The 24,421-nt window shown below is 72.1% G+C and carries 21 protein-coding genes; 11 read left to right on the top strand and 10 right to left on the bottom strand.

The window, feature by feature from the left end:
* Position 1: 1 nt before the first annotated feature.
* Genes MTO99_RS00930 through MTO99_RS00920 form a run of 3 tightly spaced genes read right to left on the bottom strand, consistent with a single transcriptional unit; the run spans position 2 to position 3,485 of the window.
* Positions 2-1,582 carry an ABC transporter ATP-binding protein gene (locus MTO99_RS00930; RefSeq protein WP_243556168.1) on the bottom strand — a complete coding sequence of 527 codons (1,581 nt, stop codon included), beginning with the start codon at positions 1,580-1,582 and terminating at the stop codon, positions 2-4.
* A gap of 2 nt (positions 1,583-1,584) precedes the next feature.
* The gene (locus tag MTO99_RS00925; RefSeq protein WP_243556166.1) at positions 1,585-2,463 is read right to left on the bottom strand and encodes an ABC transporter permease; all 879 of its coding nucleotides are present in this window, start codon (positions 2,461-2,463) and stop codon (positions 1,585-1,587) included.
* Between the two features lie 8 nt (positions 2,464-2,471).
* Positions 2,472-3,485, bottom strand: a complete 1,014-nt coding sequence (locus MTO99_RS00920) for an ABC transporter permease (protein WP_243556165.1) — start codon at positions 3,483-3,485, stop codon at positions 2,472-2,474.
* Between the two features lie 235 nt (positions 3,486-3,720).
* Between MTO99_RS00920 and MTO99_RS00915 the strand changes: the two genes are divergently transcribed.
* On the top strand, positions 3,721-4,557 hold the full coding sequence (locus MTO99_RS00915) for a helix-turn-helix domain-containing protein (RefSeq protein ID WP_243556164.1): 837 nt from the start codon (positions 3,721-3,723) through the stop codon (positions 4,555-4,557).
* A 77-nt stretch (positions 4,558-4,634) separates the two neighbouring features.
* Positions 4,635-5,090, top strand: a complete 456-nt coding sequence (locus MTO99_RS00910) for a hypothetical protein (RefSeq protein WP_243556163.1) — start codon at positions 4,635-4,637, stop codon at positions 5,088-5,090.
* 101 nt (positions 5,091-5,191) lie between these two features.
* Here MTO99_RS00910 and MTO99_RS00905 read toward each other — a convergent pair whose 3' ends face one another.
* On the bottom strand, positions 5,192-6,730 hold the full coding sequence (locus MTO99_RS00905; RefSeq protein ID WP_243556162.1) for an ABC transporter substrate-binding protein: 1,539 nt from the start codon (positions 6,728-6,730) through the stop codon (positions 5,192-5,194).
* A gap of 269 nt (positions 6,731-6,999) precedes the next feature.
* On the opposite strand from MTO99_RS00905, the gene MTO99_RS00900 reads away from it, so the two are divergent.
* Positions 7,000-8,682 carry an amidohydrolase gene (locus tag MTO99_RS00900; RefSeq protein WP_243556161.1) on the top strand — a complete coding sequence of 561 codons (1,683 nt, stop codon included), beginning with the start codon at positions 7,000-7,002 and terminating at the stop codon, positions 8,680-8,682.
* Between the two features lie 90 nt (positions 8,683-8,772).
* The gene (locus MTO99_RS00895) at positions 8,773-9,366 is read left to right on the top strand and encodes a TetR/AcrR family transcriptional regulator (RefSeq protein WP_243556160.1); all 594 of its coding nucleotides are present in this window, start codon (positions 8,773-8,775) and stop codon (positions 9,364-9,366) included.
* A gap of 193 nt (positions 9,367-9,559) precedes the next feature.
* On the opposite strand, the gene MTO99_RS00890 is transcribed toward MTO99_RS00895, so the two are convergent.
* The gene (locus MTO99_RS00890; RefSeq protein ID WP_243556159.1) at positions 9,560-10,543 is read right to left on the bottom strand and encodes an acetylserotonin O-methyltransferase; all 984 of its coding nucleotides are present in this window, start codon (positions 10,541-10,543) and stop codon (positions 9,560-9,562) included.
* A gap of 126 nt (positions 10,544-10,669) precedes the next feature.
* Here MTO99_RS00890 and MTO99_RS00885 point away from each other — a divergent pair, with 126 nt between their 5' ends.
* Entirely contained in the window at positions 10,670-11,419 is a 750-nt protein-coding gene (locus MTO99_RS00885; RefSeq protein ID WP_243556157.1) for an alpha/beta fold hydrolase, read from the top strand.
* 29 nt (positions 11,420-11,448) lie between these two features.
* Here MTO99_RS00885 and MTO99_RS00880 read toward each other — a convergent pair whose 3' ends face one another.
* Positions 11,449-12,441 (bottom strand): aldo/keto reductase, encoded by a 993-nt coding sequence (locus MTO99_RS00880; RefSeq protein ID WP_243556155.1) that lies wholly within the window; start codon positions 12,439-12,441, stop codon positions 11,449-11,451.
* Between the two features lie 98 nt (positions 12,442-12,539).
* Between MTO99_RS00880 and MTO99_RS00875 the strand changes: the two genes are divergently transcribed.
* On the top strand, positions 12,540-13,280 hold the full coding sequence (locus tag MTO99_RS00875; RefSeq protein WP_243556153.1) for an SDR family NAD(P)-dependent oxidoreductase: 741 nt from the start codon (positions 12,540-12,542) through the stop codon (positions 13,278-13,280).
* A gap of 66 nt (positions 13,281-13,346) precedes the next feature.
* Here MTO99_RS00875 and MTO99_RS00870 read toward each other — a convergent pair whose 3' ends face one another.
* Positions 13,347-14,903: an amidohydrolase gene (locus MTO99_RS00870; RefSeq protein ID WP_290428394.1), complete on the bottom strand. Its 1,557-nt coding sequence runs from the start codon at positions 14,901-14,903 to the stop codon at positions 13,347-13,349.
* A gap of 112 nt (positions 14,904-15,015) precedes the next feature.
* Here MTO99_RS00870 and MTO99_RS00865 point away from each other — a divergent pair, with 112 nt between their 5' ends.
* The 5 genes from MTO99_RS00865 to MTO99_RS00845 all read left to right on the top strand — a co-directional run bounded on the left by MTO99_RS00865 (position 15,016) and on the right by MTO99_RS00845 (position 20,424).
* Positions 15,016-16,125 (top strand): zinc-binding dehydrogenase, encoded by a 1,110-nt coding sequence (locus MTO99_RS00865; protein ID WP_243558870.1) that lies wholly within the window; start codon positions 15,016-15,018, stop codon positions 16,123-16,125.
* Positions 16,126-16,136: 11 nt separating this feature from the next.
* Entirely contained in the window at positions 16,137-17,102 is a 966-nt protein-coding gene (locus MTO99_RS00860) for an aldo/keto reductase (RefSeq protein ID WP_243556149.1), read from the top strand.
* Between the two features lies 1 nt (position 17,103).
* Positions 17,104-18,132: an alpha/beta hydrolase gene (locus MTO99_RS00855; protein ID WP_243556147.1), complete on the top strand. Its 1,029-nt coding sequence runs from the start codon at positions 17,104-17,106 to the stop codon at positions 18,130-18,132.
* Positions 18,129-19,133 (top strand): alpha/beta hydrolase, encoded by a 1,005-nt coding sequence (locus MTO99_RS00850; protein ID WP_243556145.1) that lies wholly within the window; start codon positions 18,129-18,131, stop codon positions 19,131-19,133. The genes MTO99_RS00855 and MTO99_RS00850 overlap by 4 nt, the downstream gene beginning before the upstream one ends.
* A gap of 76 nt (positions 19,134-19,209) precedes the next feature.
* On the top strand, positions 19,210-20,424 hold the full coding sequence (locus tag MTO99_RS00845; RefSeq protein WP_243556143.1) for a multidrug effflux MFS transporter: 1,215 nt from the start codon (positions 19,210-19,212) through the stop codon (positions 20,422-20,424).
* Between the two features lie 254 nt (positions 20,425-20,678).
* On the opposite strand, the gene MTO99_RS00840 is transcribed toward MTO99_RS00845, so the two are convergent.
* Genes MTO99_RS00840 through MTO99_RS00830 form a run of 3 tightly spaced genes read right to left on the bottom strand, consistent with a single transcriptional unit; the run spans position 20,679 to position 24,369 of the window.
* The gene (locus MTO99_RS00840) at positions 20,679-21,515 is read right to left on the bottom strand and encodes an ABC transporter ATP-binding protein (protein WP_243556141.1); all 837 of its coding nucleotides are present in this window, start codon (positions 21,513-21,515) and stop codon (positions 20,679-20,681) included.
* Complete coding sequence (locus MTO99_RS00835; protein ID WP_243556139.1) at positions 21,512-23,431, bottom strand: dipeptide/oligopeptide/nickel ABC transporter permease/ATP-binding protein; 1,920 nt, start codon at positions 23,429-23,431, stop codon at positions 21,512-21,514. The genes MTO99_RS00840 and MTO99_RS00835 overlap by 4 nt, the downstream gene beginning before the upstream one ends.
* On the bottom strand, positions 23,428-24,369 hold the full coding sequence (locus MTO99_RS00830; RefSeq protein WP_243556137.1) for an ABC transporter permease: 942 nt from the start codon (positions 24,367-24,369) through the stop codon (positions 23,428-23,430). Before MTO99_RS00830 ends, MTO99_RS00835 begins: the two co-directional genes overlap by 4 nt.
* Positions 24,370-24,421: the final 52 nt, after the last annotated feature.

Raw genomic sequence — 24,421 nt, 5'->3', positions numbered from 1 at the left:
GCTACGCCGCCGGCAGGTCGAGCGTGTTCGCGAGCAGGCCCCGCGTGTAGGCGTCCTGCGGACGGTCCAGCACCTCGTCGACGCCGCCGTGCTCGACGACGGTGCCCCGATTCACCACCACCACCCGGTCGGCGATGTTGCGGACGACGGCGAGGTTGTGGGTGACGAAGATCATGCCGAGGCCGTCTCGCAGCAGGCCGCGCAGCAGATCGATGACGGCCGACTGCACGAGCACGTCCAGCGCCGAGGTGACCTCGTCGCAGATGAGCAGTTCGGGCGACGCGAGCAGCGCACGCGCGATGGCGACGCGCTGGCGCTGACCGCCCGACAGTTCCGACGGGTACCTCGCCGCCATCCGCGCCGGCATCTCGACGCGTTCGAGTGCGTCGACGACGCGACGCCGCGCCTCGGCGCCGGTGACGCCCTCGAACAGCGCCAGGGGCGTCGAGAGGATGGCGCCGACGTCCTGTCTGGGGTTCAGCGAACCGTACGGGTTCTGGAAGATGTACTGCATGGCCCGCCGCTCGGCAGTGCCGCGGTCGGCGGCCGACTTCGCGAGGGGCCGCCCGTCGAGGGCGACGGTGCCGTGCCAGTCGTCGTGCAGGCCGATCAGGCATCGCGACAGCGTGCTCTTGCCCGAGCCCGACTCCCCCACGATCGCCACGCACTCGCCCGGCGAGACGGTGAGGTCCACGTCGTGGAGCACCTCGAGGTGGCCGTACGACGCGGTCAGCGATTCGACCCGCAGCAGCGGTGCGGCGGCAGGCGAGGGCGAGGGCTCTGCGGCGGGGGCGTCGCCCTCCCAGGGGGTTCGGATCTTGGTCGAGGGCGTCGCGGCGATCAGGGCCTTCGAGTACGGATGCTGCGGTCGGAGCAGCACCTCGTGCGCTGGCCCCGTCTCGACCACGTGCCCGTCTTTCATGACCATGGTCGCGTCGGCCACCTCCGCGACGACGGCGAGATCGTGGGTGACGTAGATCGCCGCGATCCGGTACTCGGCGCAGAGTCGCTTCACGAGTTCGAGCACCCGCATCTGCGTCGAGACGTCGAGACCGGTGGTCGGCTCGTCGAGCACGATCAGCCGAGGCTGCGCGACGACCGCCATCGCGATCGCGATGCGCTGCTGCTGCCCTCCCGACAGTTCGCGGGCACGGCGCTTGATGAAGGCGTCGTCGTTCGGCAGACCGACGGCGGAGAGCACCTCGCGCACGCGCGCGATCGCCTGATCACGAGGCCCGTCGAGGGCCTCCAGGAGCTGGGTGGACAGGCGCATCGAGGGGTTCAGCGCGGTCGCCGGGTCCTGGGCGACGTAGCTGACCAGGCCGCGGCGGGCTCGGCGGAGGCCGTCGGCGTCGAGTTGCAGGATGTCGGTGCCCTCGATCTCGACCGATCCGCCGGTGATGCGCCCGCCGGGTCTGGCGTACCCGAGCATCGCCAGCGACAGCGTGCTCTTGCCCGAGCCGGATTCGCCGACGATGCCGAGCACCTCGCCCGCCTCCAGCGACAGCGAGACGTCGTCGATGATGGGCGCGCCGGTCGCCTCGAGCGCGACGGTGAGACCTGAGACGGAGACCGCAGGCATGCTTACTTCCCTTCCGTGCGGGCGATGACGCGGGCGCCGCCCTCGGCGATGAGGTTGCCCCCGACGGTGAAGAGCACGATCATGACGATCGGGGCGAGGACGGCCAGCGGCTGGGTCGCCAGACCGGTGCGGTTCTCGCTGACCATGAGACCCCAGTCGGGTGTCGGGGGCTGGATCCCGTAGCCGATGAAGCTGATCGAGGCGAGGATCCCGACCGCCCACATCAGTCGGACCCCGAACTCGACGAGCAGGGGCGAGGTCACGTTCGGGAGGATCTCGCGGACGATCATGGTGCGGCCGGGGATGCCGACCGACCGCCCCCACTGCACGAACTCGCGGTCGCAGATCGGCAGGGCTGCGCCGCGGATGACGCGCGCGACGCCCGGGATGAGCGCGAGCACGACGAGCGTGACGAGCAGGGCGGGGCTCGGGCCGAGCATCGACACGAACAGGAGCGCCATCAGCAGCCCGGGGAACGCGAGCAGCACGTCCATGAGCCGCATCAGGATCGTCTCGGTCGCCCCGCGGTAGTACGCGGCGGCCATGCCGACGATCGCCCCGATCACCACGCTGAGCACGGCGCTGAGCGGCGCCATCCAGGCCAGGTGCACGCCGCCGTGCAGCACCCGCGACAGCACGTCGCGCCCGATCTGGTCCGACCCGAGCAGGAGCCCGTCGCCGGGGGGCGCGTACGGCGTGGTGATCGGCTCGGTCGGCGGATACGGGGCGAAGAAGCCCCCGAAGTAGGCCAGCAGGGTGGTGAGGATGACGAGGCCGATGCCCCAGCGCACCTGGTTCGAGGCGAGGAACCTCGCGAGCACCCGCGACCTCGCACGAGGTTCGACGGCGGGGGTGGTCGTCGTGTCGTTCGGTTGAGACATGGTCCGGCTCATCCCTTCCGGCTCGCGGAGCCTGCGTCCGACAGGAGGTCGGCGATGAAGTTGAAGACGAAGTACGCCGACGCGATGATCAGCACGACCGCCTGGATGAGCGGCAGGTCGCGGTTGTTGACCGCTTCGACGAGCGTGAGCCCGATGCCGGGGTAGGAGAAGAGGTACTCGACGACCACGGTGCCGCCGATGAGGAAGGCGGCGACGAGGGAGGCCGCGGGGATGATCGGGGCGAGCGCGTTGGGCAGAGCGTGCCGGTACAGGATGCGCCGTGTGCTCAGCCCCTTGAGTCGGGCGGTCTGGATGTACTCGCTGTTCATCACATCGATGAAGGAGACCCGCACGAGCCGCGACAGGTAGGCGACGCCGCCGATCACGAGCGTCGTCACGGGAAGCACCATCTCCATCGGATGCCACCACGGCATGTCGGCCGGCGGGATCAGCGCCACCGGCGGGAACAGGTGGAACACGGTCGTGCCGAACAGCGCGATCAGCACGGTGCCGAGCACGAACTCGGGCACGGCGTTGACCGTCATGGAGCTGCCCATGAAGATCGAGTCGAAGACCCGGTCCTTCCGCTGCGCCGCGACGACGCCGACGACGAGCGAGATCGGGAGCATGATCACGAGCGCCATCGCACCGAGCGCGACCGAGTTCCGCAGCCGGATCGACAGCGTGTCGGCGACCGGCACGCCGTTGGTGAGCGAGACGCCCCAGTCGCCGTGCAGGATCCCGCCGAGCCAGCTCAGGTACTGCTGCCAGATCGGCTGGTCGAGCCCGAGCTGCTGTCGAACGGTCGCGATGCGCTCTGGCGTCGCGTTCACGCCGAGGATCACCTTCGCGACATCACCCGGCATGAGCTGCGTCGCGAAGAAGATCAGCACGGAGACCAGCAGCAGGGTCAGGACGCCCTGCAGCACCTTGCCCGCCCACATCCGGAGCGTCCGACGCCGCCGTGCCCGACGCGCCGGATGCGTGCTGCGTTCGCTCGTGAGCGCGATCGACTCGGTCATACGCGGCCTCCTCCCGCCGTCTCGGTGCACCCATCGTGAGCGCGCCGCAGGGGCGGCACAACGCCGCGGATCGAAGTCTGCTCAGCCGGTCAAACGGCGTGCTCCCGTCGACAAACCGGCCCGGCGGGCCGCGACGACACTGGGAAGTCCAAGCAGCATGCGCCGGCGCGGCCGATCGCGCCGGCCGGGATCGGTGGTGGCGAACGTGCGGACGGCTCCGCGGTCGGCTCTGCCGGTGCACGACCTCACCCTCGACCCGGGATCGGCGACGCCCGTGCTGGTGCAGACGATCGACGACGAGGCCGCGTTCCGCACCCCGCACCGTCACGCGTTCGCCCAGCTCCTGGTGATCGAGGCCGGATCGGGCGTCCACGACATCGACTTCGCGCCGGTGCCCGTGCGCGTCGGCGAGCTGCACCTGCTCGCCCCCGGCCAGGTGCACTCGTGGCACACCGATCCCGGCCTCCGCTGCACCGCCGTCATGTTCGCGCCGGACGCCCTCGACCCGATCGGCGGGGTGCCCGAGCGGGTCCGCGAGCTCGTGCTCTTCGGTGCGGCGCCGATCGTCCCGGCGCCGGCCGCCGCCGCCCGCCAGCGTCGACTGCTCGACGCCATCGCCGATGCGGGTTCGCCCGCGGTCACGACGCACCTGCTCGCGGCGCTGCTGCTCGAGTGCGGCGACGCCGCTGACGCGCGCGCCGGCAGCGTCGCGCACTCCCCGCTGACCCGCTCGTTCATCCGCGACGTGATGCGACATGCCGACGCCCGCCTGACCGTGACGCGCTGCGCGGCACGGCTGGGCGTGACCGCGGGGCATCTCGCCGAGCAGGTCATGGCCGACACCGGGTCGACGCCCAGCCGGATCATCCGCGCCGCCGTGACCCGCGAGGCCCGCCGCCTGCTGAGCGGCACCGACCTCAGCGCGGCGCAGATCTCGCGCTGCCTCGGGTTCAGCGAGGCCTCGTACTTCTCGCGGTTCTTCCGACGCGAGACGGGCTGCACGCCGACCGAATACCGGGAACTCGGCGCCCGTGGCGACCACGGCACGCCGGCGGAGCGTCACGCCGGCTGACGTCGCATCCGATGACGCGATGTCGCATCCGATGACGCGACCGAGCTGAAGACACCACCGAGAGGAAAGGAACCGCAATGTCACGCTACGACCGGCTCTTCGTCACCCGCATGCCGAACTGCATGGCCGAGATGGTCAGGGAGGACTCCGACGAGGTGCTCGAGTACCCGCTGCCGAACCTCGGCGAGGGGCTCTGGCTCATGAACAGCGACCTCGTGCCCGAGGCGCGGATCAACATGACCCACATCTGGATCCACCCGTCCGACGAGCCGCAGCTGTGGGTGAACCCGCACCGCCACGACTACGACGAGGTGCTGATCTGGACGGGCGGCGACCCCGATGATCCGACCGACCTCGGTGCGGAGATCTTCTTCGACATCGAGGGCGAGCGGCACACCATCACGACCTCGGGGTCGGTGTACATTCCCGCCGGCACCCTGCACTGCCCGCTCGGCTTCACCCGGGTGGATCGGCCGTTCCGCTTCAGCGCGCTCTCGCTCGCGCCGAGCTACCGCGCCGGCGACGGGGACTGACCGCGGCGCCGACCAGCACGCCGAAGGGGCGGAGGTGGATGCCACCTCCGCCCCTTCGGCGATCGGCCCGCCGACCCGGCCCGGTCGGCCGGGTCAGCCGATCACTCCACCGTCACGTTCGTCAGCCGGAACGCCGTGCGACCGTACAGGTCGGGCTCCAGCCCGGACACGTTGGAGCGGTGCACCGTGATGTCGTTGCCGAACACCGGCACCAGGTACGGGCCGCGCTCGTACTCGATCGTCTGCAGCTGCGTGATGATCTCGCACTGCGCGTCGGGGTCGGTGGTGCGGTAGAGCTCGCCCGCGAGCCGGTTGTACTCCTCGTCGTCGAACCAGGTCGCGTTCTCCGAACCGCCGGGCATGAAGTGCGCCTTCGCGGTGACCTCGTACGGGCTCGACGTGAAGCTGATGAAGAACGGCCACTCGGTCCACCGGTCGAGGAACGCACCGACCTCGAGCTGCTGCACAGAGGCCTTCAGTCCGATCTCGTTGAGGTCTTCGATGATCAGCGCGGCCATCTCCATCATGCCGGGGAACGCGCCGTCGGTGACGAGCTCGACCTCGGCGCCCTGGGCGCCGGCCTCGGCGAGGAGCTGCTTCGCGAGCTCGAGATCCTGCTCGCGCTGCGGCACGTCGGGGGCCGGGCACGCGGTGTTCATGCCGATGAAGTCGTTCGCGACGCTCGCGAAGCCGCCGAACGCGTTCGACACGATCAGGTCGCGGTCGACCGCGTAGCGCACGGCCTGCCGCACCTCGAGCTGATCGAACGGCGGCTGCTGGAGGTTCATCGCCACGATCGGGTAGGCGGCGGTGTCGCTGACGACGAGTTCGAGGTTCGGGTCGCTCTCCAGCGCCGGGACCTCGGGGAACGGGATGCCGCGGGCGACGTCGATCTGCCCGCCGCGGATCGCGTTGGTCACGGCGTTCTGTTCGGTGAAGAACGCGAACTTCAGGGAGCTGATCTTCGGAGCCTCACCCCAGTAGTCGTCGAAGCGGGAGAATCGCGCCTCCTGGCCGGCCGTGAACGAGTCGACGGTGAACGGCCCCGTGCCGGCGGGCTCCTCGACCGTCGCGCCCCCGCGGATGCTGCGCATGTAGGCGCGCTCGAAGGCGAGCATCTCGGGCACCAGGCCGAACGGCTCGTCCAGGTCGAGCACGACCGTCAGGTCGTCGACCTCACGGATCTGGTCGGGCGAGGAGATGAAGTCGAGCTGCGAGGCGAACGCCCAGGCGTTGGCCGGGTCGATCATCCATCTGAGGCTCTCGACGACGTCCTCCGCGGCGAACTGCTCGCCGGTGTGCAGCTTCACGTCGTCGCGGAGGGTGATCGTCCACTCGTCGCCGGTCTCGTTCGGCTCGATCGACTCCGCGAGCACCAGGGTGAGGGCGCCGTCGGCATCGCGCGTCACGAGTCGTTCGAACACCTGGTCGAAGACCGCACCGCTCGAGTTCGAGCCTTGCTGCTGGTACGGGTTCAGCGTGTCGCCGCTGCTGCCCACCATGCCGACGGTGAGCGACATCGCGCCCGCGACCCCGTCGCCGTCCGAGGGGGGCGCGCAGCCCACGAGTGCGAGCGAGCAGGCCAGCGCAGCGACGGCGGCGGCCTTCACTCCGCTCCGGCTGCGAATTCGGTTCGTCATGGTCGGGTTCCTCCTCGTGACAGGTACGGCACTCTCGCGCCCATGCTGAGCAGCCCTCACACGTGCGAGCAAGCGACGCCGGCGCGATGTACCCGCCCGAACAACTCCCTTGCCGGGAACGACAACTCGCTTCGGCCCGCCGACACCGCCTCGCGCTCTCCGACAATCTGTCGTCGCCCAGCGCCAACCGCCGCACCGGGCGACCGGGTCAGAGTGGGAGCACCGAACCGGCGGACCGCGCCGCGGCCCCCGGCCGACGATCCTGGAGCATGATGACCGATACCGACGAAGCCCGCCCGACCCCCGTCGCCGACCTCGTCCTCACGGGCGGCCGCATCGCGACCGCCGAGCCCGGCGCACCGTGGGCGCAGGCCCTCGCGATCGGCGGCGGTCGCCTCCTCGCGGTCGGTACGGATGCTTCGGCGCTCGCCTTCGCGGCCGACGCCACCGTCGTCCGCGAACTCGACGGCGCCTTCGTCATGCCGGGCCTCGTCGACGTGCACAACCATCACGCGCTCGCGGGCCGCACCGAGCTCTTCGAGCTGTCGATCCCGATCGGGGCGGGCCTCGACGAGATCATCGAGGGGGTGCGCGAGCACGCGACCGGGCTGCCGGCCGACGCGTGGATCACCGGCGGGCCGTGGGGCAGCACGCTCCGGGCGCAGCTCTCGACGACCGACGCGCTGGCGCGGCTCGATGCGGCCTCGGGCGGACGCCCGGTCGTGCTCGTGGAGGACTCGCGCCACAACCGGTGGGCGAACAGCCGTGCGATGGAGCTCGCGGGCATCACCGCCGACGCGGATCCCGGCGAGGGCGGCGTCATCGAGCTCGACGCGGCGAGCGGGCGGCCGACCGGTGTCCTGCTCGAGTCGGCGGGGCTGCCGGTCGAGCATGCGATGGCGCGCACGGGTTCGCTCACGGCCGAGCAGCACCGCGCCGCCTCCCGGCGCGGCGTCGAACTGCTGAACTCCTACGGCGTCACGTGCTTCCAGGATGCGGCGGTCTCGCTCGAGATCCTCGAGGCGCTGCGCTCCCTCGACGAGGCGGGCGAGCTCGACGCGTGGGTGGTCTCGTCGCTCACGGTCAACGACCAGATCTTCGGCTACGACCCGATCGGCGAGGGGCTGGTCTGGCAGGGAGACCGGTTCCGCACCGCCCACCACCGGCCGGATTTCGTGAAGATCTTCCTCGACGGGGTGCCGCCCGCCCGCACGGGCGCGTTCCTCGAGCCGTACCTGCCCGACGAGGCGCACGGCGCGGAGTTCCACGGCGAGACGGTGCTCGCACCCGACGAGCTCGAGGGGTGGTTGCGTCGCACCGCCGAGCGCGGCCTGTCGGCGAAGATCCACTGCACGGGCGACGCGTCGGTGCGGCTCGTCCTGGACACGGTCGAGCAGTTGCGCGCCGAGGGCTTCACCGCGACGCGCTACCAGATCGCGCACGGCCAGTTCGTCGCCGAGTCCGACCTGCCGCGTTTCGCGGAGCTCGGTGTGGTGGCCGACATGTCGCCGTTCGTCTGGTTCCCGGGCGAGATCCCGCTCGCCATCGCCGAGGTGCTGCCGCCCGAGCGCGCGTCGCACCTGCAGCCGAACCGGTCGCTGCTCGACCTCGGCGCACGCATCGCGGGCGGTTCGGACTGGCCGGTGTCGCCGTCGCCGAACCCGTGGGAGGGCATCCACGGGCTGGTCACGCGCACCGATCCGTCGGGCCGGTTCCCGGGCACGCTCTGGCCCGAGCAGGCGATCACGCTCGACGAGGCGATCACCGCGTTCACGAGCGGCGCCGCCGAGGCGATGGGGCTCGGCCACGAGACCGGTTCGCTCGCGCCGGGCAAGTCGGCCGACTTCGTCGTGCTCGATCGCGACCCGTACGCGCACCCGGCCGGCGAGCTCGCCCGCACGGGCGTCCTCGAGACGTGGTTCGCCGGGCGCCGGGTGTTCGCGCGCGCCTGAGCGCCCGGCGAACCGGTTCGCCTACACTGGTTGACACGAGTTCGCCGTCATCCGCCGGCGCGCCGACCGCGTCGAGGAGAGCCATCCCGCATGCCGAAGGTCATCGATCACGACCAACGCCGCCGCGACATCATCGACGTCACCTGGGGGCTGATCGTCAAGGGCGGCATCGAGGCCGCCACGATGCGCGAGATCGCGGCGGAGGCGGGCTTCGCGAACGGGGCGTTGAAGCACTACTTCCCCGGCAAGGACGAGATCATCGAGGGCGCGTACGAGCGCTCGCTGAACCGTCTCGGCGAGATCCTGAACGAGGCGATGGTGGGCAAGCGCGGCATCGAGGGGCTGCGCACCATGATGACGGTGACGATGCCGATCGACGAGGAGGACGTCACCGCGGGCAAGGTGCTGCTGTCGTTCTGGGAGCGCGCCGCCTTCAACGACTCGCTGCACACGACCTATCGCAAGCATCTGAAGGTGTGGCGCGACGGCATCGCCCACTACCTGCGCGAGGGGCGCGAACTCGGCGAGATCGTCACCGGCATCCCCGACGAGCAGCTCATCGACGAGATCGTGCTGGTGAACGCCGGGGCGACGATCATGCGGGTCATCGCGCCCGAGGTGACGACCGCAGACCTGCTGCGTCGACACGTCGACACGTTCATCGAGCGGATCAGCCGGCCGTAGCCGGCATCGCGCCAGCGCCCGCACCCGCCGCCCGCGCCCGCACCCGCCGCCCGCACCCGCCGCCCGCGCCCGCCGCCCGCGCCCGCGCCCGCGCATCGTCTCGGACGGGCTCCTCATCGGACCCGGGTGCGACCGGGCCCGGAACCGCGGATGGGGCCGGCGAAGGCATCCGCGGCGCCGGGCCCGGTCACGTTCAGACCGCCGTCGCGACGAGGACGCGCGGGCTGCCGGGCAGTTCGACGGCGCCCTCGGCCCGCCATCCGGCGGCCTCGAGCCACTCGTTCACCTCGGACTCGGGGTACACGACGGTGCCGTCGATGTTGTAGTACTCGCCCGCGTGCAGCGCGTCGATCTTGCGCTGCGCCTCGGCGTCGTCGAGGTAGAAGTCGAGCAGCAGCAGCTTCGCGCCGTCGGCCGCGGCGCCGCGGGCGTTCGCGAGGATGCCGCGGTTCTCCTCGGCGCTGAACCGGTGCAGCACGTGGTTGACCATGACGAGGTCGTGCTCGCCGCCGGGCTGCACGGTCGCGGTGTCGCCGCCCTCGACGGTCGAGCGGTCGCCGACGCCGGCCGCGTCGACGGCCTGGCGCACGCTGTCGGTGAAGTCGGGGGCGAAGACGAACCGGGTCGTGAGGTCGGGGTTCTGCCGCATCGCGCCGATCGCGAACGCGGGGCTGAGCCCGCCGAGGTCGAGTGCCGAGCGGTACGGCGAGAAGTCGAAGTTCTCGGAGAGCTGCTCGCCGTGCAGCACGTTGTAGGTCATGACCCCGGCCATGAAGCGGCCCCAGCCTGCCTCGTCGAGTTCGAGGGTGCCGGGCTCGTCGGTGTCGACGGTCGCGTCGTAGTCGAGCCACTGCTTGTAGCTGATGTCGTTGAGGAAGGCGAGGAACGGGGTGAGGTCGACCTCGCCCGTGCCCGCGAGGTAGGCGGCGGCGTCGGCGGCCAGCGTGTACCGCCCGTCGGCCCGCTCGAGCAGGCCCTGGGCGGCCATGCTGTCGGCGAGGATGCGCACCTGGCGGGGCGCGCGGCCGGTGGCCTCGGCGAGCTCGTCGACGGACTTGCCGCCGTCGGCGAGCGCCGCGAACAGGCCGATGCGGCTGGCGGCGAAGAGCTGCTTCGCGCCCATGAAGCCGATCGCGATGTCGAGGATGCGTTCGGGGGTGGCGGTGGACTCGGTCATGGATGGCCTTTTCTGTCGCTGCCGCCGCGGAACACGGACGGCGATGTCGTGAGGGTCGGTGATAGTCTACGAACGTTGAAAAACAATGTCCAGCCGAATCCGATGAACCGCCGAACGAGGGATGAGATGCCGCTTTCGACCACCGTGACCCCCGCCGTGCACCGCCCGGCCGCCACCGCCGGCGGCACGGACGCACCGCCCGTCGTGCTGCTGCACGGCTTCGCCTCCTCGGCCGAGACCGACTTCGGCGCCACCGGCTTGGCCGCTGCGATCGCCGCAGCCGGCCGCACCGCGATCGCCGTCGACCTCCCCGGCCACGGCCGCAACGAGCCGATCGCCGACGCCTCGGCCGCCACGACCTCGTCGGTCGTCGCCGCGATCGCGGCGGCCGTCGCCGACGCCGCGCCCGAGGCATCCGTCGTCGACGTCCTCGGCTACTCGCTCGGCGCGCGCCTCGCCTGGGAACTGCCCGACGCGACCGGCGGCCGCGTGCGCCGCCTGGTGCTCGGCGGCATCAGCCCCTTCGAGCCGTTCGCGGCGATCGATCCGGCCGAGCTCGACGCGGTGCTCGGCGGCGCCGAGGCGTCGAACCCGCTCACCGGGATGATGGCCGGCATGATCCAGGCGCCGGGGCTCGACACCGCGTCGCTCGCGAAGCTCATCGTCGGCCTCGCCTCGCAGCCGTTCGATCCCGCCGCGGGCGCCCCCCGGGTGCCCGCGCTCTTCCTCGCGGGCACCGAGGACCCGATGTCGCAGGGGGTCGAGGCGCTCGTCTCGGCCGTCGACGGCGCCCGACTCGAGCGGGTGCCCGGGGACCATCACGGGGCGCTCGCGTCGCCCGAGTTCCGCGCGGCCGCGCTCGCGTTCCTCTCCTGAGGCCGGGTCGGTCGGTTCCCGCGTCGAGCTCACTCGGCCGGCGCGGGAACCGGCGCCCAGGTGCCGTCGGCGTTCACCGCGCGGTCCAGCCAGAGCTCGGCGGTCGCCTCGCGGAGCGCGTCGGCCCCGACCCGGTCGAGCAGTTCCAGGGCGCCCAGGTCGTCGTCGAGTTGCTCCACGGAGGATGCGCCGAACAGCACGTTCGCCGTCGCAGGGTTGGCGAGGCAGAAGGCGATGCCGAGCTGAGCGGGCGTCGCGTCGAACGAGGCCGCGATCTCGGCCACGCGCGGGTACGCGGCGACGATCTGCTCGCGGATGCCGCCGACGTCCGCACCGATCTTGCGGGCCGGTGAGGTCTTGCCCACCAGGATGCCGCCCTCGAACGCGTCGGACGCCTGCAACGCCAGCCGGCCCTCGGCGAACCAGCGGCCGTAGTACTCCCCCTCGGCCATCGTGCGCCGCACGAGTCCGTACTTGAGCTGCGCGAACGTCGGCGGGGTGAGCCCCTCGGCCTCGGCGTAATCCAGCGCGAGCTCGAGGTCGGCCGCCGCCCAGTTGTTGACCCCCCAGCTGTCGAACCGGCCGGCGTCGATCTCGGCCTGCACGTCGCGCACGACCCGGCGGATGTCGATCTCGCCGAAGTAATCGCCGACGACGACGGTGTCGGCCTGCTCGATGCCGATGCGCTCGAGCGAGGTCTGCATCTGCTCGGCGAATCCGGTCTGCGGGTACTCCCACAGCCAGAGCTTGCCGCAGACCAGGTACTCGTCGCGGCCGAGCCCGGCCTCGCGCACCGCGTCGCCGAAGTAGAGGTCGGTGCGGCTCGCCTCGGCGTGCGGGCCCATGTTGTAGGAGGCGACGTCGAAGAACGCGGCGCCGACCTCCGCGGCGCGACGGATGAGGGCCACGCGCGCGTCGGGTTCCATGCGGTCCCAGATGTTCCAGGAGCCGAGCGCGAAGACGGGCACCTCGGGCCCGCCCGGGCCGAGCCGGCGGGTGGGAACGGTTCCGGTGAAGCTCACGGGCGCCTCCTTGCGACGTCGCTTTATTTTCTACGTTTGTATAATATAACCCGCGCCGCATCTCACGCGAACACCCGCATCCCGACGAAGGAGTCCCCATGACCGAATCACGCACCGTCCTCGTCACCGGCGGCGCCGGCGGCATCGGCCGCGGCATCGCCGCAGCCTTCCTCGACGCGGGCGACCGCGTCGTGCTCGCCGACATCGACGCCGACGCGGTCGCAACGGCGGCGGCGGAGCTCGGCACCGGCTCGGTCGCGGTCGATATCACGGATGCCTCGTCGGTCGCCCGCGCGATCGCGCAGGTCGAGCAGGAGCACGGCCCGATCGACGTGCTCGTGAACAACGCCGGCATCCTCTCGGTGCACGGCTCGGTCACCGAGCTCGCCGCGGACGACTACCGCTCGATCGTCGACGTCAACATCATCGGCACGTTCACCATGACGCAGGCCGTCGCGAAGCGGTTCATCGCGCACGGAAATCCGGGGGCGATCGTGAACATCTCCTCCATCGGCGGGCGCCAGCCCACCCCCGGCATGGGCGCCTACGAGTCGAGCAAGGCCGCGGTCGACTCGATCACCCGCTGGGCCGCGATCGAGCTCGCCGGCCACGGCGTCCGGGTGAACGCGGTGGCACCCGGCCCGGTGCTCACCCCCATGCTCGCGATGGGCATGCCCGAGGGGTCGCCCGCCCGTGCCGCCTGGACGAGCCGCATCCCGCTCGGCAAGCTCGCCGAGGTCGGCGACATCGCCCCCGCCGTGGTGTTCCTCGCCGGCCCGAGCGCCGCGCACATCACGGGTGTCAGCCTCGCGGTCGACGGCGGGCAACTGCTCGTCTGACCGGGGTCGCACCGCAAGAGGCGGGGGTCGCGCACGCGGCCCCCGCCTCCTCGTCGGGTGCGCCGGCTACTCGGCCGCCGCCCCCGCGGGCACGCGCTCGTACACGATGTCGCCGTCGACGACCGTGAGCTCGACGGCGACGGCGGGCAGTTCGGCCGGCGTCACCTCGAACGGGTCGGTCTCGAGCACGGCGAGGTCGGCGACCATGCCGGGAGCCAGCGTTCCCTTCCACGCTTCGGCGCGGTCCTGCCGCGCGGGCGCGACGGTGCAGGCGCGCAGCAGCGCCCCCATGCGTGCGGCGCGCTCCGCGTCATCCGCGGGCGCGCCCATCCAGGCATCGGCCGCGGCGATGCCCTGCCGCCAGTCGGGGCCGAGGATCGGCGCGTCCGACGAGAGCGACAGCACCCCGGCGCGCAGCGCCGCATCGATGGGCCACGCCGCGCGGGCGACCTCCTCCCCGAGCACCCCTGCCAGCCACCCCGAGGTGGCGCCCGCGATGCCGGCCTGCACGTTGATGCCCATGCCGAGCCGCGCGAGACGCTCGATCGAGGCGGGGGCGGCGAGGTCGCCGTGGATCACGTAGTGCCGCAGGTCCGCCGGCCGGTCGCCGACCGCGCGGGCGACCTCGTCGATGACGGTGTCGATCGTTCGGTCGCCGGTGGCGTGCACGCCGACCTGCAATCCGGCATCGTGCGCGAGCCGGATCATCGCGCGCAGGTTCCGCTCGCGGTCGGCGAGGTCGGCGCCGTCGACGAGCAGCCCGCCGTGCGAGCCGTCGGGGTAGGGGTGCCGGGTCCAGGCCTGCAGCATCGGCGGGATCCCGTCGCCGAAGACCTTCACCCCGGCCACGCGCAGCCGGTCGGGCCGGGACGTCTCTCGATCGAGGCCGCGCAGCCCGGCGGCGAACGCCTCCAGGCTCGAGGCGCCGTCGAGCAGGCCGAAGAGCGCGAGCACGTTCACGCGGGCGCGCAGCGCCCCTTCGGCCTCGAGCTCGACGTAGGCGTCGAAGACGTCCTGCCCGAAGCATCCGGTCTGCCCGTCGTCCTCGCCGGGCCCGATGCCCGGCTCGGTGTAGCTCGTGATGCCGAGCGAGGCGAGGAGCTCGCCCGCCCGCAGGATCGCGGCGCGCCGCTCCGCCCGGCTCGTCACGAGCGGTGCGGCTTCCGCGGTGTGCGGGTCGCCCGCATGGCCGGATGCCTCGGATACCACGTGCCCGGATGCCTCGGGGCCGGATGCCTCGGGGCCGGATGCCTCGGGGCCGGATGCCTCGGACGCCCCGGATGCCCCGGATGCCCCGGATGCCTCGGGGCCGGCCCCGAACCCGCCGCCCGCCGCGGGGGCGTCGCCGAAGAAGGTGCTGGGCCAGATCGCGCCGAGCCAGCAGGCGTGCAGATGCGAGTCGTTGACGCCGGGGATGACCGCCCGCCCCGCGAGGTCGACGACGCGCGTGCCGGCCCCGATCAGCCGGTCGATGTCGGCGTCGTCGCCGACCGCCGCGACCCGCCCGGCGCGCACCGCGAGGGCGGTGCCGCGGGTGTCGGCGCCGTCGAGCACGAGGACCGTGCCGCCGCGCAGGACGAGGTCGGCGGACGCGTCGCCCTCGGATCGTTCGGCGTGCTGCACGTGTCCTCCTCGAACGCTGGCAATTTTGGTCAACATCTGTAGAATAACCCACACCCGGCGGCCCCGTCGACAACGTCGCGACGCAGCGGTTCCGCCACGAACGGAGCAATCGATGACGATCCCCCTCTCTACCCGCGCCGCCGTCCTCACCGCGCACGGCGCACCGCTCGACCTGCAGGAACTGCCGCTGCCCGAGGCGATCGAGCCGGGCGCCGCGCTCGTGCGCATCACGTGCTCGACCCTGTGCGGCACCGACATCGAGATCTGGGAGGGCAGGATGTCCTTCCCCGGCATGCTGCCGATGGTGCTCGGCCACGAGATGGTCGGCGAGGTCGTCGCCGCAGGCGAAGGCACCCGCGACGCCGTCGGCCGCGAGATCCAGGTCGGCGACCGCATCGGCTGGTCGGAGTCGACCTGCGGCGAGTGCTTCGGATGCACCGTGCTGCGCCAGCCCGTCGCGTGCTCGCGGCGCGGGTACGGGTTCCTCCAGCGGTCCGACGTGCCGCCGTTCGCGACCGCGGGGCTCGCCGAGTACGCCTACGTCGTCCCGGGCGCCGCGAAGCTCCTGCTGCCCGACGAGGTGAAGGACACCTGGGCCTCGATGGCCGGATGCGCCGCGAAGACCGTGCTGCGCGCCTTCGAGCGCGCCGGCGGCGTGCAACCCGGTTCGCGCGTCGTCGTGCAGGGGTCGGGCGCCCTCGGCATCTTCGCCACCGCCGTCGCCCACCTCTCGGGCGCCGGCCAGGTCATCACGGTCGGCGCGCCGGCGGCCCGGCTCGCCGTCGCCGAACGCTTCGGCGCCGACGCGGTCGTCGACATCGCCGGCGGCTCCGAAGCGACCGTCGCCCGGGTGCTCGAGCTCACCGACGGTCGGGGTGCCGACCTCGTCCTCGACTTCGCGGGCGCCCCCTCGGTCGGCCCCGAGGCCATCGGCATGGCCGCCCAGCGCGGCACCGTCGTGATCGTCGGCTCGACCGGGCCCGCCGGGGAGCCGATCACGCTCTCGGCGATCATGGGCAAGGAGCTCACCGTCGTCGGCTCGCTCAACGGCGACATCGCCGACTACTACCGGGCGATCGAGTTCTTCCGCGCCTTCGCCGGCCGATTCGCATGGGACGACCTGTTCTCCGAGCCCTGCGGTCTCGCCGAGGCATCCGAGCGCATCGCCGCCATGTCGAAGCTCGGCGAGATCAAGGCCGTCATCGACCCCCGTCTGAACTGAGAGGGCCTGCCATGACCAGCACCGCCACCGTCCCCCGCCGCGCGATCGGCACCTCCGAACTGCGCGCCTCGCGCCTCTCCCTCGGCTCGTGGCACACCTACGACCGGATGCACTTCGAAGACGCGGTCGAGCTCGTCCGCACCGCCGTCGACCGCGGCATCAACCTGTTCGACGTCGGCGTCTACGCCTTCCCGGGCGGGCCGCCCGCGTTCACCGACGTGCTGTTCTCGGCCATCATCCGCGCCGCCGGCGTCGCCCGCGAAGACTACCTGCTGAGCGAGAAGCTCTGGCTCGAGGGCTTCGGCCCCGGCGGGTTCCGCCCGCAGCTCGAGCGCGCGCTCTTCCGCGTCGGCACCGACTACTCCGACCTCGTCATCCTCGGCGACGTGCGCGAGAACGTCATCGACTTCCGCGACCTCGTGCTCGACCTCGCGGCACTGCGCGACGCCGGGCTGATCCGGGCGTGGGGCGTCAACAACTGGTCCGCGACGAACGTCCAGGCGCTCATCGACGTCGCGGCCGCCGAAGGCGTGCCCGGCCCCGCCATCGCGCAGCTGAAGTACAGCGTCGCGCGCCGCTCGATCCCCGACGGCGCCCCCTTCGCGGCGCTCTGGCAGCAGGGCGTCACGATGCAGGCCTCCGACGTGATGGAGGGCGGCATCCTGGCCGGCAACGTCTCCCCCGCCCGCGAGGTCGGGCGCGATCCCGGCGGCATCCGCGAGCAGATCATCGCCTCGGTGCCCGACTTCACCGCGGTCGCCGCGGACCTCGACACCACCCCCGCCCAACTCGCCGTCGCGTTCAGCCTCACGCACCCCGCCGCGACGACGACGCTCTTCGGCGCCACGAAGCTCGCCCAGCTCGAGTCCAACCTGGGCGCACTCGACCTCGTCGAGCGCGTCGGCGCCGCCCGCATCCGCGAACTGGTCGACCCGTTCCAGGCCGACCGCGACCTCGTCGACCCCGAAGGACCCTGACATGACCGACACCGCCACCCGACCCGCACCCGTGCCGTTCGACCCCGAGATCGCGCCGATCCTCGACGCGATGGCCGCCCAGCCCCAGCCGGCGATGACCGAGGACACGCTGCCGCTCATGCGCGGCACCGGCGACGCGTTCCCCGGCGCCGACGGCGAGCGCGTCGCCCGCGAGCGCGGCATCGAGGCCGAGGAGCGCTCGATCCCCGGCCCCGCCGGCGCCCCCGAGCTGGAGCTCACCGTCTTCCGGCCCGCCGGGCACCGCCCCGCGAACGGCGGAGCCGCCGTGCCGGCCGTCGTCAACATCCACGGCGGCGGCATGGTCGTCGGGCACCGCTCGTGGGAGCACGGCCGCGTCGCCGACCTCGTCGCCGAACTCGGCATCGTCGGCGTCAACGTCGAGTACCGGCTCGCGCCCGAGCACCCGTACCCGGCGGGTGTCGAAGACAACTACGCGGCCGTCGCGTGGGTCGCCGCCAACGCCGCCGAGCTCGGCGTCGACCCGGCGCGCCTCGTCGTCATGGGCGGCAGCGCGGGCGGCGGGTTCTCGGCCGCGGTCGCCCTCATGGCCCGCGACCGCGGCGGCCCCGCCCTCGCCGGGCAGCTGCTGCTGTGCCCGATGCTCGACAACACGAACTCGACCGTCGCGAGCCGCCAGTACGACGGCATCGGCACCTGGCAGCGCGAAGCGAACCTGTTCGCCTGGCGCTGCGTGCTCGGCGAGGAGCTCGCCTACTCGACCGAGGCGCCCGCCTACGCCGCGCCGACGCGCGCGACCGACCTCTCGGGGCTGCCGCCCGCGTTCATCGAGGTGGGCGCCGCCGAGATGTTCCGCGACGAGGACGTCGACTACGCCACGCGCATCTGGGCGACGGGCGGGCAGGCCGAACTGCACGTCTGGCAGGGCGGGTTCCACGGGTTCGACATGTACGCGCCCGACGCCGAGATCACGAGGGCCGCGCTCGCGACGCGCACCTCGTGGCTGCGCCGGGTGCTCGGGCTGCCGGCGACCGCGGGCGGTGCCGCATGAGCGTCGCCGCGCCGCGCCCGGTGCCGTACGACCCCGAGCTCGAGCCGGGGCTCGCGTTCTTCCTCGACCTCGTCGAACGGATCCCGCTGCGCGCCGAGACGATCCTCGCCAACCGCGAGCACTTCGCGACGATCATCCAGCCGATCGACGAGCAGGTCGGCGACCTGCCGGTCGAGTGGGAGCACCGCCTGATCCCCGGGCCGGCCGGGGCACCCGACGTCGAGATCACGATCGTCCGCCCCGCCCGTGTGCCGGGCGCGAGCGAGCACGCCGACGCCCCGCTCGCCCCCGGCGTGCTCGGCATCCACGGCGGCGGCTACGTGCTCGGCACCCGCTTCTTCGGCACCGGCGAGCTCATCGACCTCGCGCTCCGGTACGGCACGGTCGGCGTCGCGGTCGAGTACCGGCTCGCCCCGGAGCATCCGGCACCCGCCCAGGTCGAGGACTGCTACGCCGCCCTCGAGTGGTTCGCCGCGAACGCCGCCGAGCTGGGCGTCGATCCCGAGCGCATCATCGTCTCGGGCGCGAGCGCCGGCGGCGGGCTCGCCGCGGCCGTGGCCCTCGTCGCACGCGACCGCTCGGGGCCGCGGCTCGCGGGCCAGCTGCTCAACTGCCCGATGATCGACGACCGCAACGACACCGTCTCGTCGTACCAGTACGACGGCATCGGCGCCTGGGACCGCAACAACAACGACACTGGGTGGAACGCCATGCTCGGCCCCGACCGCGGCACCGACCGGGTCTCCCCGCACGCAGCGCCCGCCCGTGCGACCGACCTCGGCGGGCTCCCGCCCGCGTACATCGAGGTCGGTTCGGCCGAGGTCTTCCGCGACGAGTCCGTCGACTACGCCCTGCGCATCTGGGCGGCCGGCGGCCAGGCCGAGCTGCACGTCTGGTCGGGCGCGTACCACGGCTTCTCCGGGTTCTCGCCCGACGCGATCGTGTCGCGCGCCGCCGTCGCGGCCCGCGACAGCTGGCTGCGACGCGTGCTCTCGGCCTGAACCGCCACCACCCCGATGGATGCCTCGGCGCCCGCGCCGAGGCATCCATCGCCTTGATCCGACCGGAAGAGACCGCATGACGACCGCGAAGCCCGTGATGAGCGTGCGCCGATCCATCCTGGTGCTGGGTCTGCTGGAGGCGTTCGGGCCGCTCTCGATGGATCTCTACATGCCGCAGCTGCCGCAGCTGGCGGCCTCCCTCGGCACGAGCGACGCGCTCGCCCAGGCGACGATGTCGGTCTGCATGATCGGCCTCGGTGTCGGCCAGCTCATCGCCGGCCCGCTCTCGGATCGCTTCGGCCGCCGCCGCCCGCTGCTCATCGGCGTCGCACTCTTCGCCCTCTTCTCGCTCGCCTGCGTGTTCGCACCCACGATCGAGGTGCTCATCGCGGCGCGACTCGCGCAAGGCCTCGCCGGCTCGGCGGGCATCGTCATCTGCCTCGCCGTCGCCCGCGACCTCTACCAGGGAGCCGAACTCAGCCGGATGCTGTCGCTGCTCGCCCTCGTCTCGGCGAGCGCGCCGATCGTCGCACCCGTCATCGGCGGGCAGCTCGCGCTCATCATGGACTGGCGCGGCATCTTCGGCGTGCTCACCGGCATCGGGGCGCTGCTGTTCGTGCTCGCGGCCACCTCGCTGCGCGAGACGCTGCCGCCCGAGCGCCGCCATTCCGGTGGGATGCTCCGCACCACGGGCCGGCACCTCCGCGAACTCGCCCGCGACCGGGTCTTCGTCACCCTGCTCGTCGCCGCCGCCGCGGGCGGCGTCGCGTTCTTCACCTATCTCTCGCAGTCGAGCTTCGTGCTGCAGAACGAGTACGGGCTGAGCCCGCAGCTGTTCAGCCTGGTGTTCGCCGCGAACGCGCTCGCGAACATGATCGGCTCGCAGGTGTCGCGCGTCGCCGTGCGCCGGCTCGGCCCCGTGCGGATGTACCTCTCCGGCCAGACCGCGACCGCGGCGGCCGCGTCGCTGTTCGTGGTCGCCGCCCTCGCCGGGCTGCCGGTCGCGGCGGTCGTCGGCGCGCTCGCGTTCTTCCTGTTCTCGATCGGCGTCGGCGGCCCGAACGGGACGACCCTCGCGCTCGGCGCGCACGCCGAGCGGGCCGGCACCGCGTCGGCCGCCCTCGGCACCCTCCAGTTCACCGTGGGCCCCATCGTGGCGCCGCTCGCCGCCCTCGGCGGCTCGAACGCGATCGCCATGTCGCTGACCATGGCCGCCGGCGCCTGCCTCGCGGCGGCGCTGGCCTGGCTCGTCGTCCGCCCCCTCGTCGCCCGCGCCGGCCTCGCCCCCTAGGAAGCGGCATCCCCCTGCACGCAATGCGCTGCACGCAACTGCGCTGCACGCAACTGCGCTGTACGCAATTGCGCTGTACGCAACTGCGCTGTACGCAATTCAGGTTCGCACTCGGCGTGTCGCGAAGCGGCTCGGCGTGTCGACCCCGCGACACGCCTCCCGCCCTGAATTGCGTGCCGGGGGCGCCGGCGCAGCGCGGAGCCCCGCGCCCGCCGGTGGGCGGGGGCGGGGCTCCGTCGGCGCGGGCGACGCGCTTAGGCGGCCCGGTCCTCGCGCAGCGCGAGCCACGCTCGACGACGCTCGGCCTGCAGCTGCGGATCGGCGACGGGCGAGGCCATGAGCAGCCGCTTGCTGTAGGCGTGCTGCGGGTCGCTCGTGATCACGTCGCCGTCGCCGGTCTCGACCAGCTCGCCCCGGTACATCACCGCGACGCGGTGGCACACCCGGCGCACCACGCCGAGATCGTGCGACACGAAGAGGTACGAGACGCCGGTGTCGCGCTGCAGCTCGATCAGCAGGTCGAGGATGGTCGCCTGCGTGGTGAGGTCGAGCGCGCTCACGGGCTCGTCGCAGATGATCAGGCGCGGCCGGCGCACGAGCGCGCGTGCGATCGCGATGCGCTGGCGCTGACCCCCCGAGAACTCGCTGGGGTACCGGTCGATCACGTGCTTCGGCAGTCGAACCCGGTCGAGCATCTCGCCGACGACGGCCTTCGCCTCGGCCTTGCTCGCGCCCGCCGTGGCGAGCGGTTCGGCGAGGATGTCTCCCACGGTCATCAGCGGGTCGAGCGAGCCGTACGGATCCTGGAAGACGACCTGGATGTCGGCGGCGAGGGCCCGGCGGTCGCGGCCTTTCGCGTGCGTGATGTCGCGACCGTCGAAGCCGATGGTGCCCGACGCGACGGGCACGAGTCCGAGGATCGCCTTGCCGAGGGTCGACTTGCCCGACCCCGACTCGCCGACCAGGCCGACGCACTCGCCCGCTCCGACCTCGAGCGAGACGCCGTGCAGCACCGGCACCGGCTTGCGCTTGGTGCCGTAGGCCACGACGAGGTCGGAGACCTCGAGCAGCGGTGCGTCGTTCGTGCTCATGCCCGGACCTCCTCGGTCTGCGCCTCGGTCGAGGCATCCGTCTGCGCCGCCGAAGCCGATGCCGGCCCGGCCGCGCCCCCATCGATCGCGCCCCCATCGATCGCGTCGCCGACCGCCGGTCGCAGACCGGCGCGATCGAGTTCGCGTCGGCTCTCGGCTCCGTCGAGCGATGCGGCGATGAGCTCGCGCGTGTACTCGCTCTCGGGCGCGGAGAAGAGCCGCGACACCTCGCCGATCTCCTCGATCGAACCCGAGCGCATGACGACGACCCGGTCGCAGATGTCGGCCACGACGCCGAAGTTGTGGGTGACGATGACCAGCGCCATCCGGTACTCCTGCTGCAGTTCGCGGAGCAGCTCGAGCACCTCGGCCTGCACCGTCACGTCGAGCGCCGTCGTCGGTTCGTCGGCGACCAGCACCGACGGCTTGCCGGCGATCGCCCCCGCGATGAGCACGCGCTGCGCCATGCCGCCCGAGAGCTCGTGGGGGTACGAGCGCATCACGCGGGCGGGGTCGGCGATGCCGACGCGTTCGAGCATCGCGAGCGCACGGGCCTTGGCGTCGGCGCGGCTGAGCCCGTGCACGGCGCGCAGCGGTTCCGTCAGCTGGTGGCCGATCGTGAACGAGGGGTCGAGGTTCGTCATCGGCTCCTGCGGCACGTAGCCGATGCGGTGGCCGAGCAGCTTCGCGCGAGCGGATCGCGGGAGCCGGGTCACGTCTTCGCCGCCGATCCAGATCGCGTCCGCCGTGCAGTAGCCCGAGCTCGGCAGCAGGTCGAGCATCGAGAACACGGTCTGCGATTTGCCCGAACCGGACTCGCCAACGATGCCGAGCACCTCGCCGGGCGCGACGTCGAGCGTGATGCCGTGCACCACTTCGACGGCGCCGTTGGTGGTCTCGTACTTCACCCGCAGGTTCTCGAGGCGCACCGCTGAGTCGGCGGCGGCGTGCGAGACCGAACCGGTGACCGTCTCGACCGCGTCGGCGGGCAGGGCTGCGGCGTTCTTCTGCGCGATCCTGCGACGCTGCCGCTTGGTCAGCATCGGCGTCTTCACGCTGATGACGTCGGCGAGCGTCGAACCGAGCACGGCGAGCGCTGCGATCGAGATGCCGAGCGCGAGCGAGGGCCAGAGCAGCAGCAGCGGGTCGGTGCGCATGACCCGGAAGCCCTCGTTCATCGCGGCACCCCACCCGGGGGTCGTGCCGCCGCCGATGCCGAGGAACTGCAGGCCGGCCTGCATGCCCATCGCCATGCCGGCGGTGAGCGCCGACTGGATCACGATCGGTGCGACCACGGGCCGGATCACGTGCCGGCCCATGATGCGCGCGTTCGAGAGCCCCGATACGCGGGCGGCGTCGACGTACGCTTCGTTCCGTACCGCGAGCACGGTCGAGCGGGTGAGGCGGAAGTAGCCGGGTGCCATGAACACGCCGACGGTCACCATCAGGATGTCGAAGTTGTTGCCGGTGTTCGAGCCCACGATGAGCAGGATGATCATGCCGGGCACCGACTGCACGGCGTCCGAGATCCAGGTGCCGATGCGGTCGGTCTTGCCGCCGAAGTATCCGGCCGCCAGGCCCGAGGGCACGCCGATCACGATCGAGGTGGCGACCGCGACGAACGCGCCCCAGAGGGTGATCCGCGTGCCGAAGATCAGCCGGCTGAGGACGTCGCGACCGGTCGTGTCGCCGCCGAGGGGGTGCTCGGCGCTGGGCGGCGCCCGGGTGATCGTGAGATCGACGAAGTTCGGGTCGTATGGGGCGAGCAGCGGCGCGAACACGGCCACCAGCACGATGAGCAGGAGCACCGCGAGCGAGATCGCACCCGCGGGCCGCTTCAGCAGACGGACGAAGGTCGAACCGCGCCCGCGCTCGCGCTCGCGCGAGTCGATGCGGTCGGTGAGCGGAGCGGTCATTTCACACGCACCTTCGGGTTGATCCAGCCGAGGAGGACGTCGAGGAGGAAGTTGATGATCACGACGAAGATCACCGTGATGACGGTGATGCCGAGCAGCATCGGGATGTCGCCGTTCTGCGACGAGGACTGCGTCAGCGGCCCGATGCCCGGCAACGCGAAGATCTGCTCGACGATGATCGCCCCCGAGAGCAGGCCCACGAACATGAGGGCGAGGATCGTGAGCGAGGGCGGGGCGGAGTTGCGCAGCAGGTGCGTCACGAGCCGCGGCTGCGAGAGACCGCGGCTGCGCAGGGTCCGCATGTAGTCCTGACCGTCGGCCTGGATGATCGCGTTGCGGAGCTGCTCGGCGATCATCACCACCGCGCCGAGGGCGAGCGAGATCGCCGGCAGGGTGATCGACCTCAGCCAGTCGGGCAGCGATACGGTCGGCTGCACGTAGCCGACCGCGGGAAACCACTGGAGCTGCACGGCGAACGTCATGACGAGCACGAGCGCGACCCAGAACCCGGGCAGCGCGAACAGGATCACGGCGCCGGCCTTGACCACCCGGTCGATCCAGGTGTTCGGGCGCAGTCCGGCGAGCACGCCGAGCACGCCGCCGAGCACGGCGGACAGGAGGATGGAGAGCGTCACCACCGAGAGGGTGACGGGCAGCTTGACGGCGATCTGCGCGCTGACGGGCTGGAAGTTCTTCCACGAGGTGCCGAGGTCGCCCTGAACCAGCCCGCCGAGCCATTCGAAGTACTGCACGAGCACCGGTCGATCGGTGCCGATCCGCTCGGCGAGCGCGGCCTGCGCATCGGGCGTCGCGGCGCTGCCGAGCAGGCCCAGGGTGGGGTCGGGGATCGCCGTGTAGGCGAGGAAGAACGTCGCCGTCGACACGACGAACAGCAGGATCACGCCGGATGCGAGCCGTTTGAGCGTGAAGGTGAGCATCGGGACTCCTGGTCGGTGGGGGTGGACCGGTGGGGCGGGGCCGTCGCCGGCC

This window comes from Agromyces larvae (assembly GCF_022811705.1).
Lineage (GTDB): Bacteria > Actinomycetota > Actinomycetes > Actinomycetales > Microbacteriaceae > Agromyces > Agromyces larvae.
Note: the sequence above shows the minus strand (reverse complement) of the source record. Positions and strands in the feature narration are given on the sequence as shown.

Coding starts and splice junctions, on each gene's coding strand:
- MTO99_RS00860 (WP_243556149.1), top strand. CDS start 16,137: ATGACCAGCACCGCCACCGTCCCCCGCCGCGCGATCGGCACCTCCGAA.
- MTO99_RS00905 (WP_243556162.1), bottom strand. CDS start 6,730: ATGACGAACCGAATTCGCAGCCGGAGCGGAGTGAAGGCCGCCGCCGTC.
- MTO99_RS00865 (WP_243558870.1), top strand. CDS start 15,016: ATGACGATCCCCCTCTCTACCCGCGCCGCCGTCCTCACCGCGCACGGC.
- MTO99_RS00885 (WP_243556157.1), top strand. CDS start 10,670: ATGCCGCTTTCGACCACCGTGACCCCCGCCGTGCACCGCCCGGCCGCC.
- MTO99_RS00855 (WP_243556147.1), top strand. CDS start 17,104: ATGACCGACACCGCCACCCGACCCGCACCCGTGCCGTTCGACCCCGAG.
- MTO99_RS00850 (WP_243556145.1), top strand. CDS start 18,129: ATGAGCGTCGCCGCGCCGCGCCCGGTGCCGTACGACCCCGAGCTCGAG.
- MTO99_RS00910 (WP_243556163.1), top strand. CDS start 4,635: ATGTCACGCTACGACCGGCTCTTCGTCACCCGCATGCCGAACTGCATG.
- MTO99_RS00835 (WP_243556139.1), bottom strand. CDS start 23,431: ATGACCGCTCCGCTCACCGACCGCATCGACTCGCGCGAGCGCGAGCGC.
- MTO99_RS00925 (WP_243556166.1), bottom strand. CDS start 2,463: ATGTCTCAACCGAACGACACGACGACCACCCCCGCCGTCGAACCTCGT.
- MTO99_RS00845 (WP_243556143.1), top strand. CDS start 19,210: ATGACGACCGCGAAGCCCGTGATGAGCGTGCGCCGATCCATCCTGGTG.
- MTO99_RS00830 (WP_243556137.1), bottom strand. CDS start 24,369: ATGCTCACCTTCACGCTCAAACGGCTCGCATCCGGCGTGATCCTGCTG.
- MTO99_RS00895 (WP_243556160.1), top strand. CDS start 8,773: ATGCCGAAGGTCATCGATCACGACCAACGCCGCCGCGACATCATCGAC.
- MTO99_RS00930 (WP_243556168.1), bottom strand. CDS start 1,582: ATGCCTGCGGTCTCCGTCTCAGGTCTCACCGTCGCGCTCGAGGCGACC.
- MTO99_RS00900 (WP_243556161.1), top strand. CDS start 7,000: ATGATGACCGATACCGACGAAGCCCGCCCGACCCCCGTCGCCGACCTC.
- MTO99_RS00920 (WP_243556165.1), bottom strand. CDS start 3,485: ATGACCGAGTCGATCGCGCTCACGAGCGAACGCAGCACGCATCCGGCG.
- MTO99_RS00840 (WP_243556141.1), bottom strand. CDS start 21,515: ATGAGCACGAACGACGCACCGCTGCTCGAGGTCTCCGACCTCGTCGTG.
- MTO99_RS00875 (WP_243556153.1), top strand. CDS start 12,540: ATGACCGAATCACGCACCGTCCTCGTCACCGGCGGCGCCGGCGGCATC.
- MTO99_RS00890 (WP_243556159.1), bottom strand. CDS start 10,543: ATGACCGAGTCCACCGCCACCCCCGAACGCATCCTCGACATCGCGATC.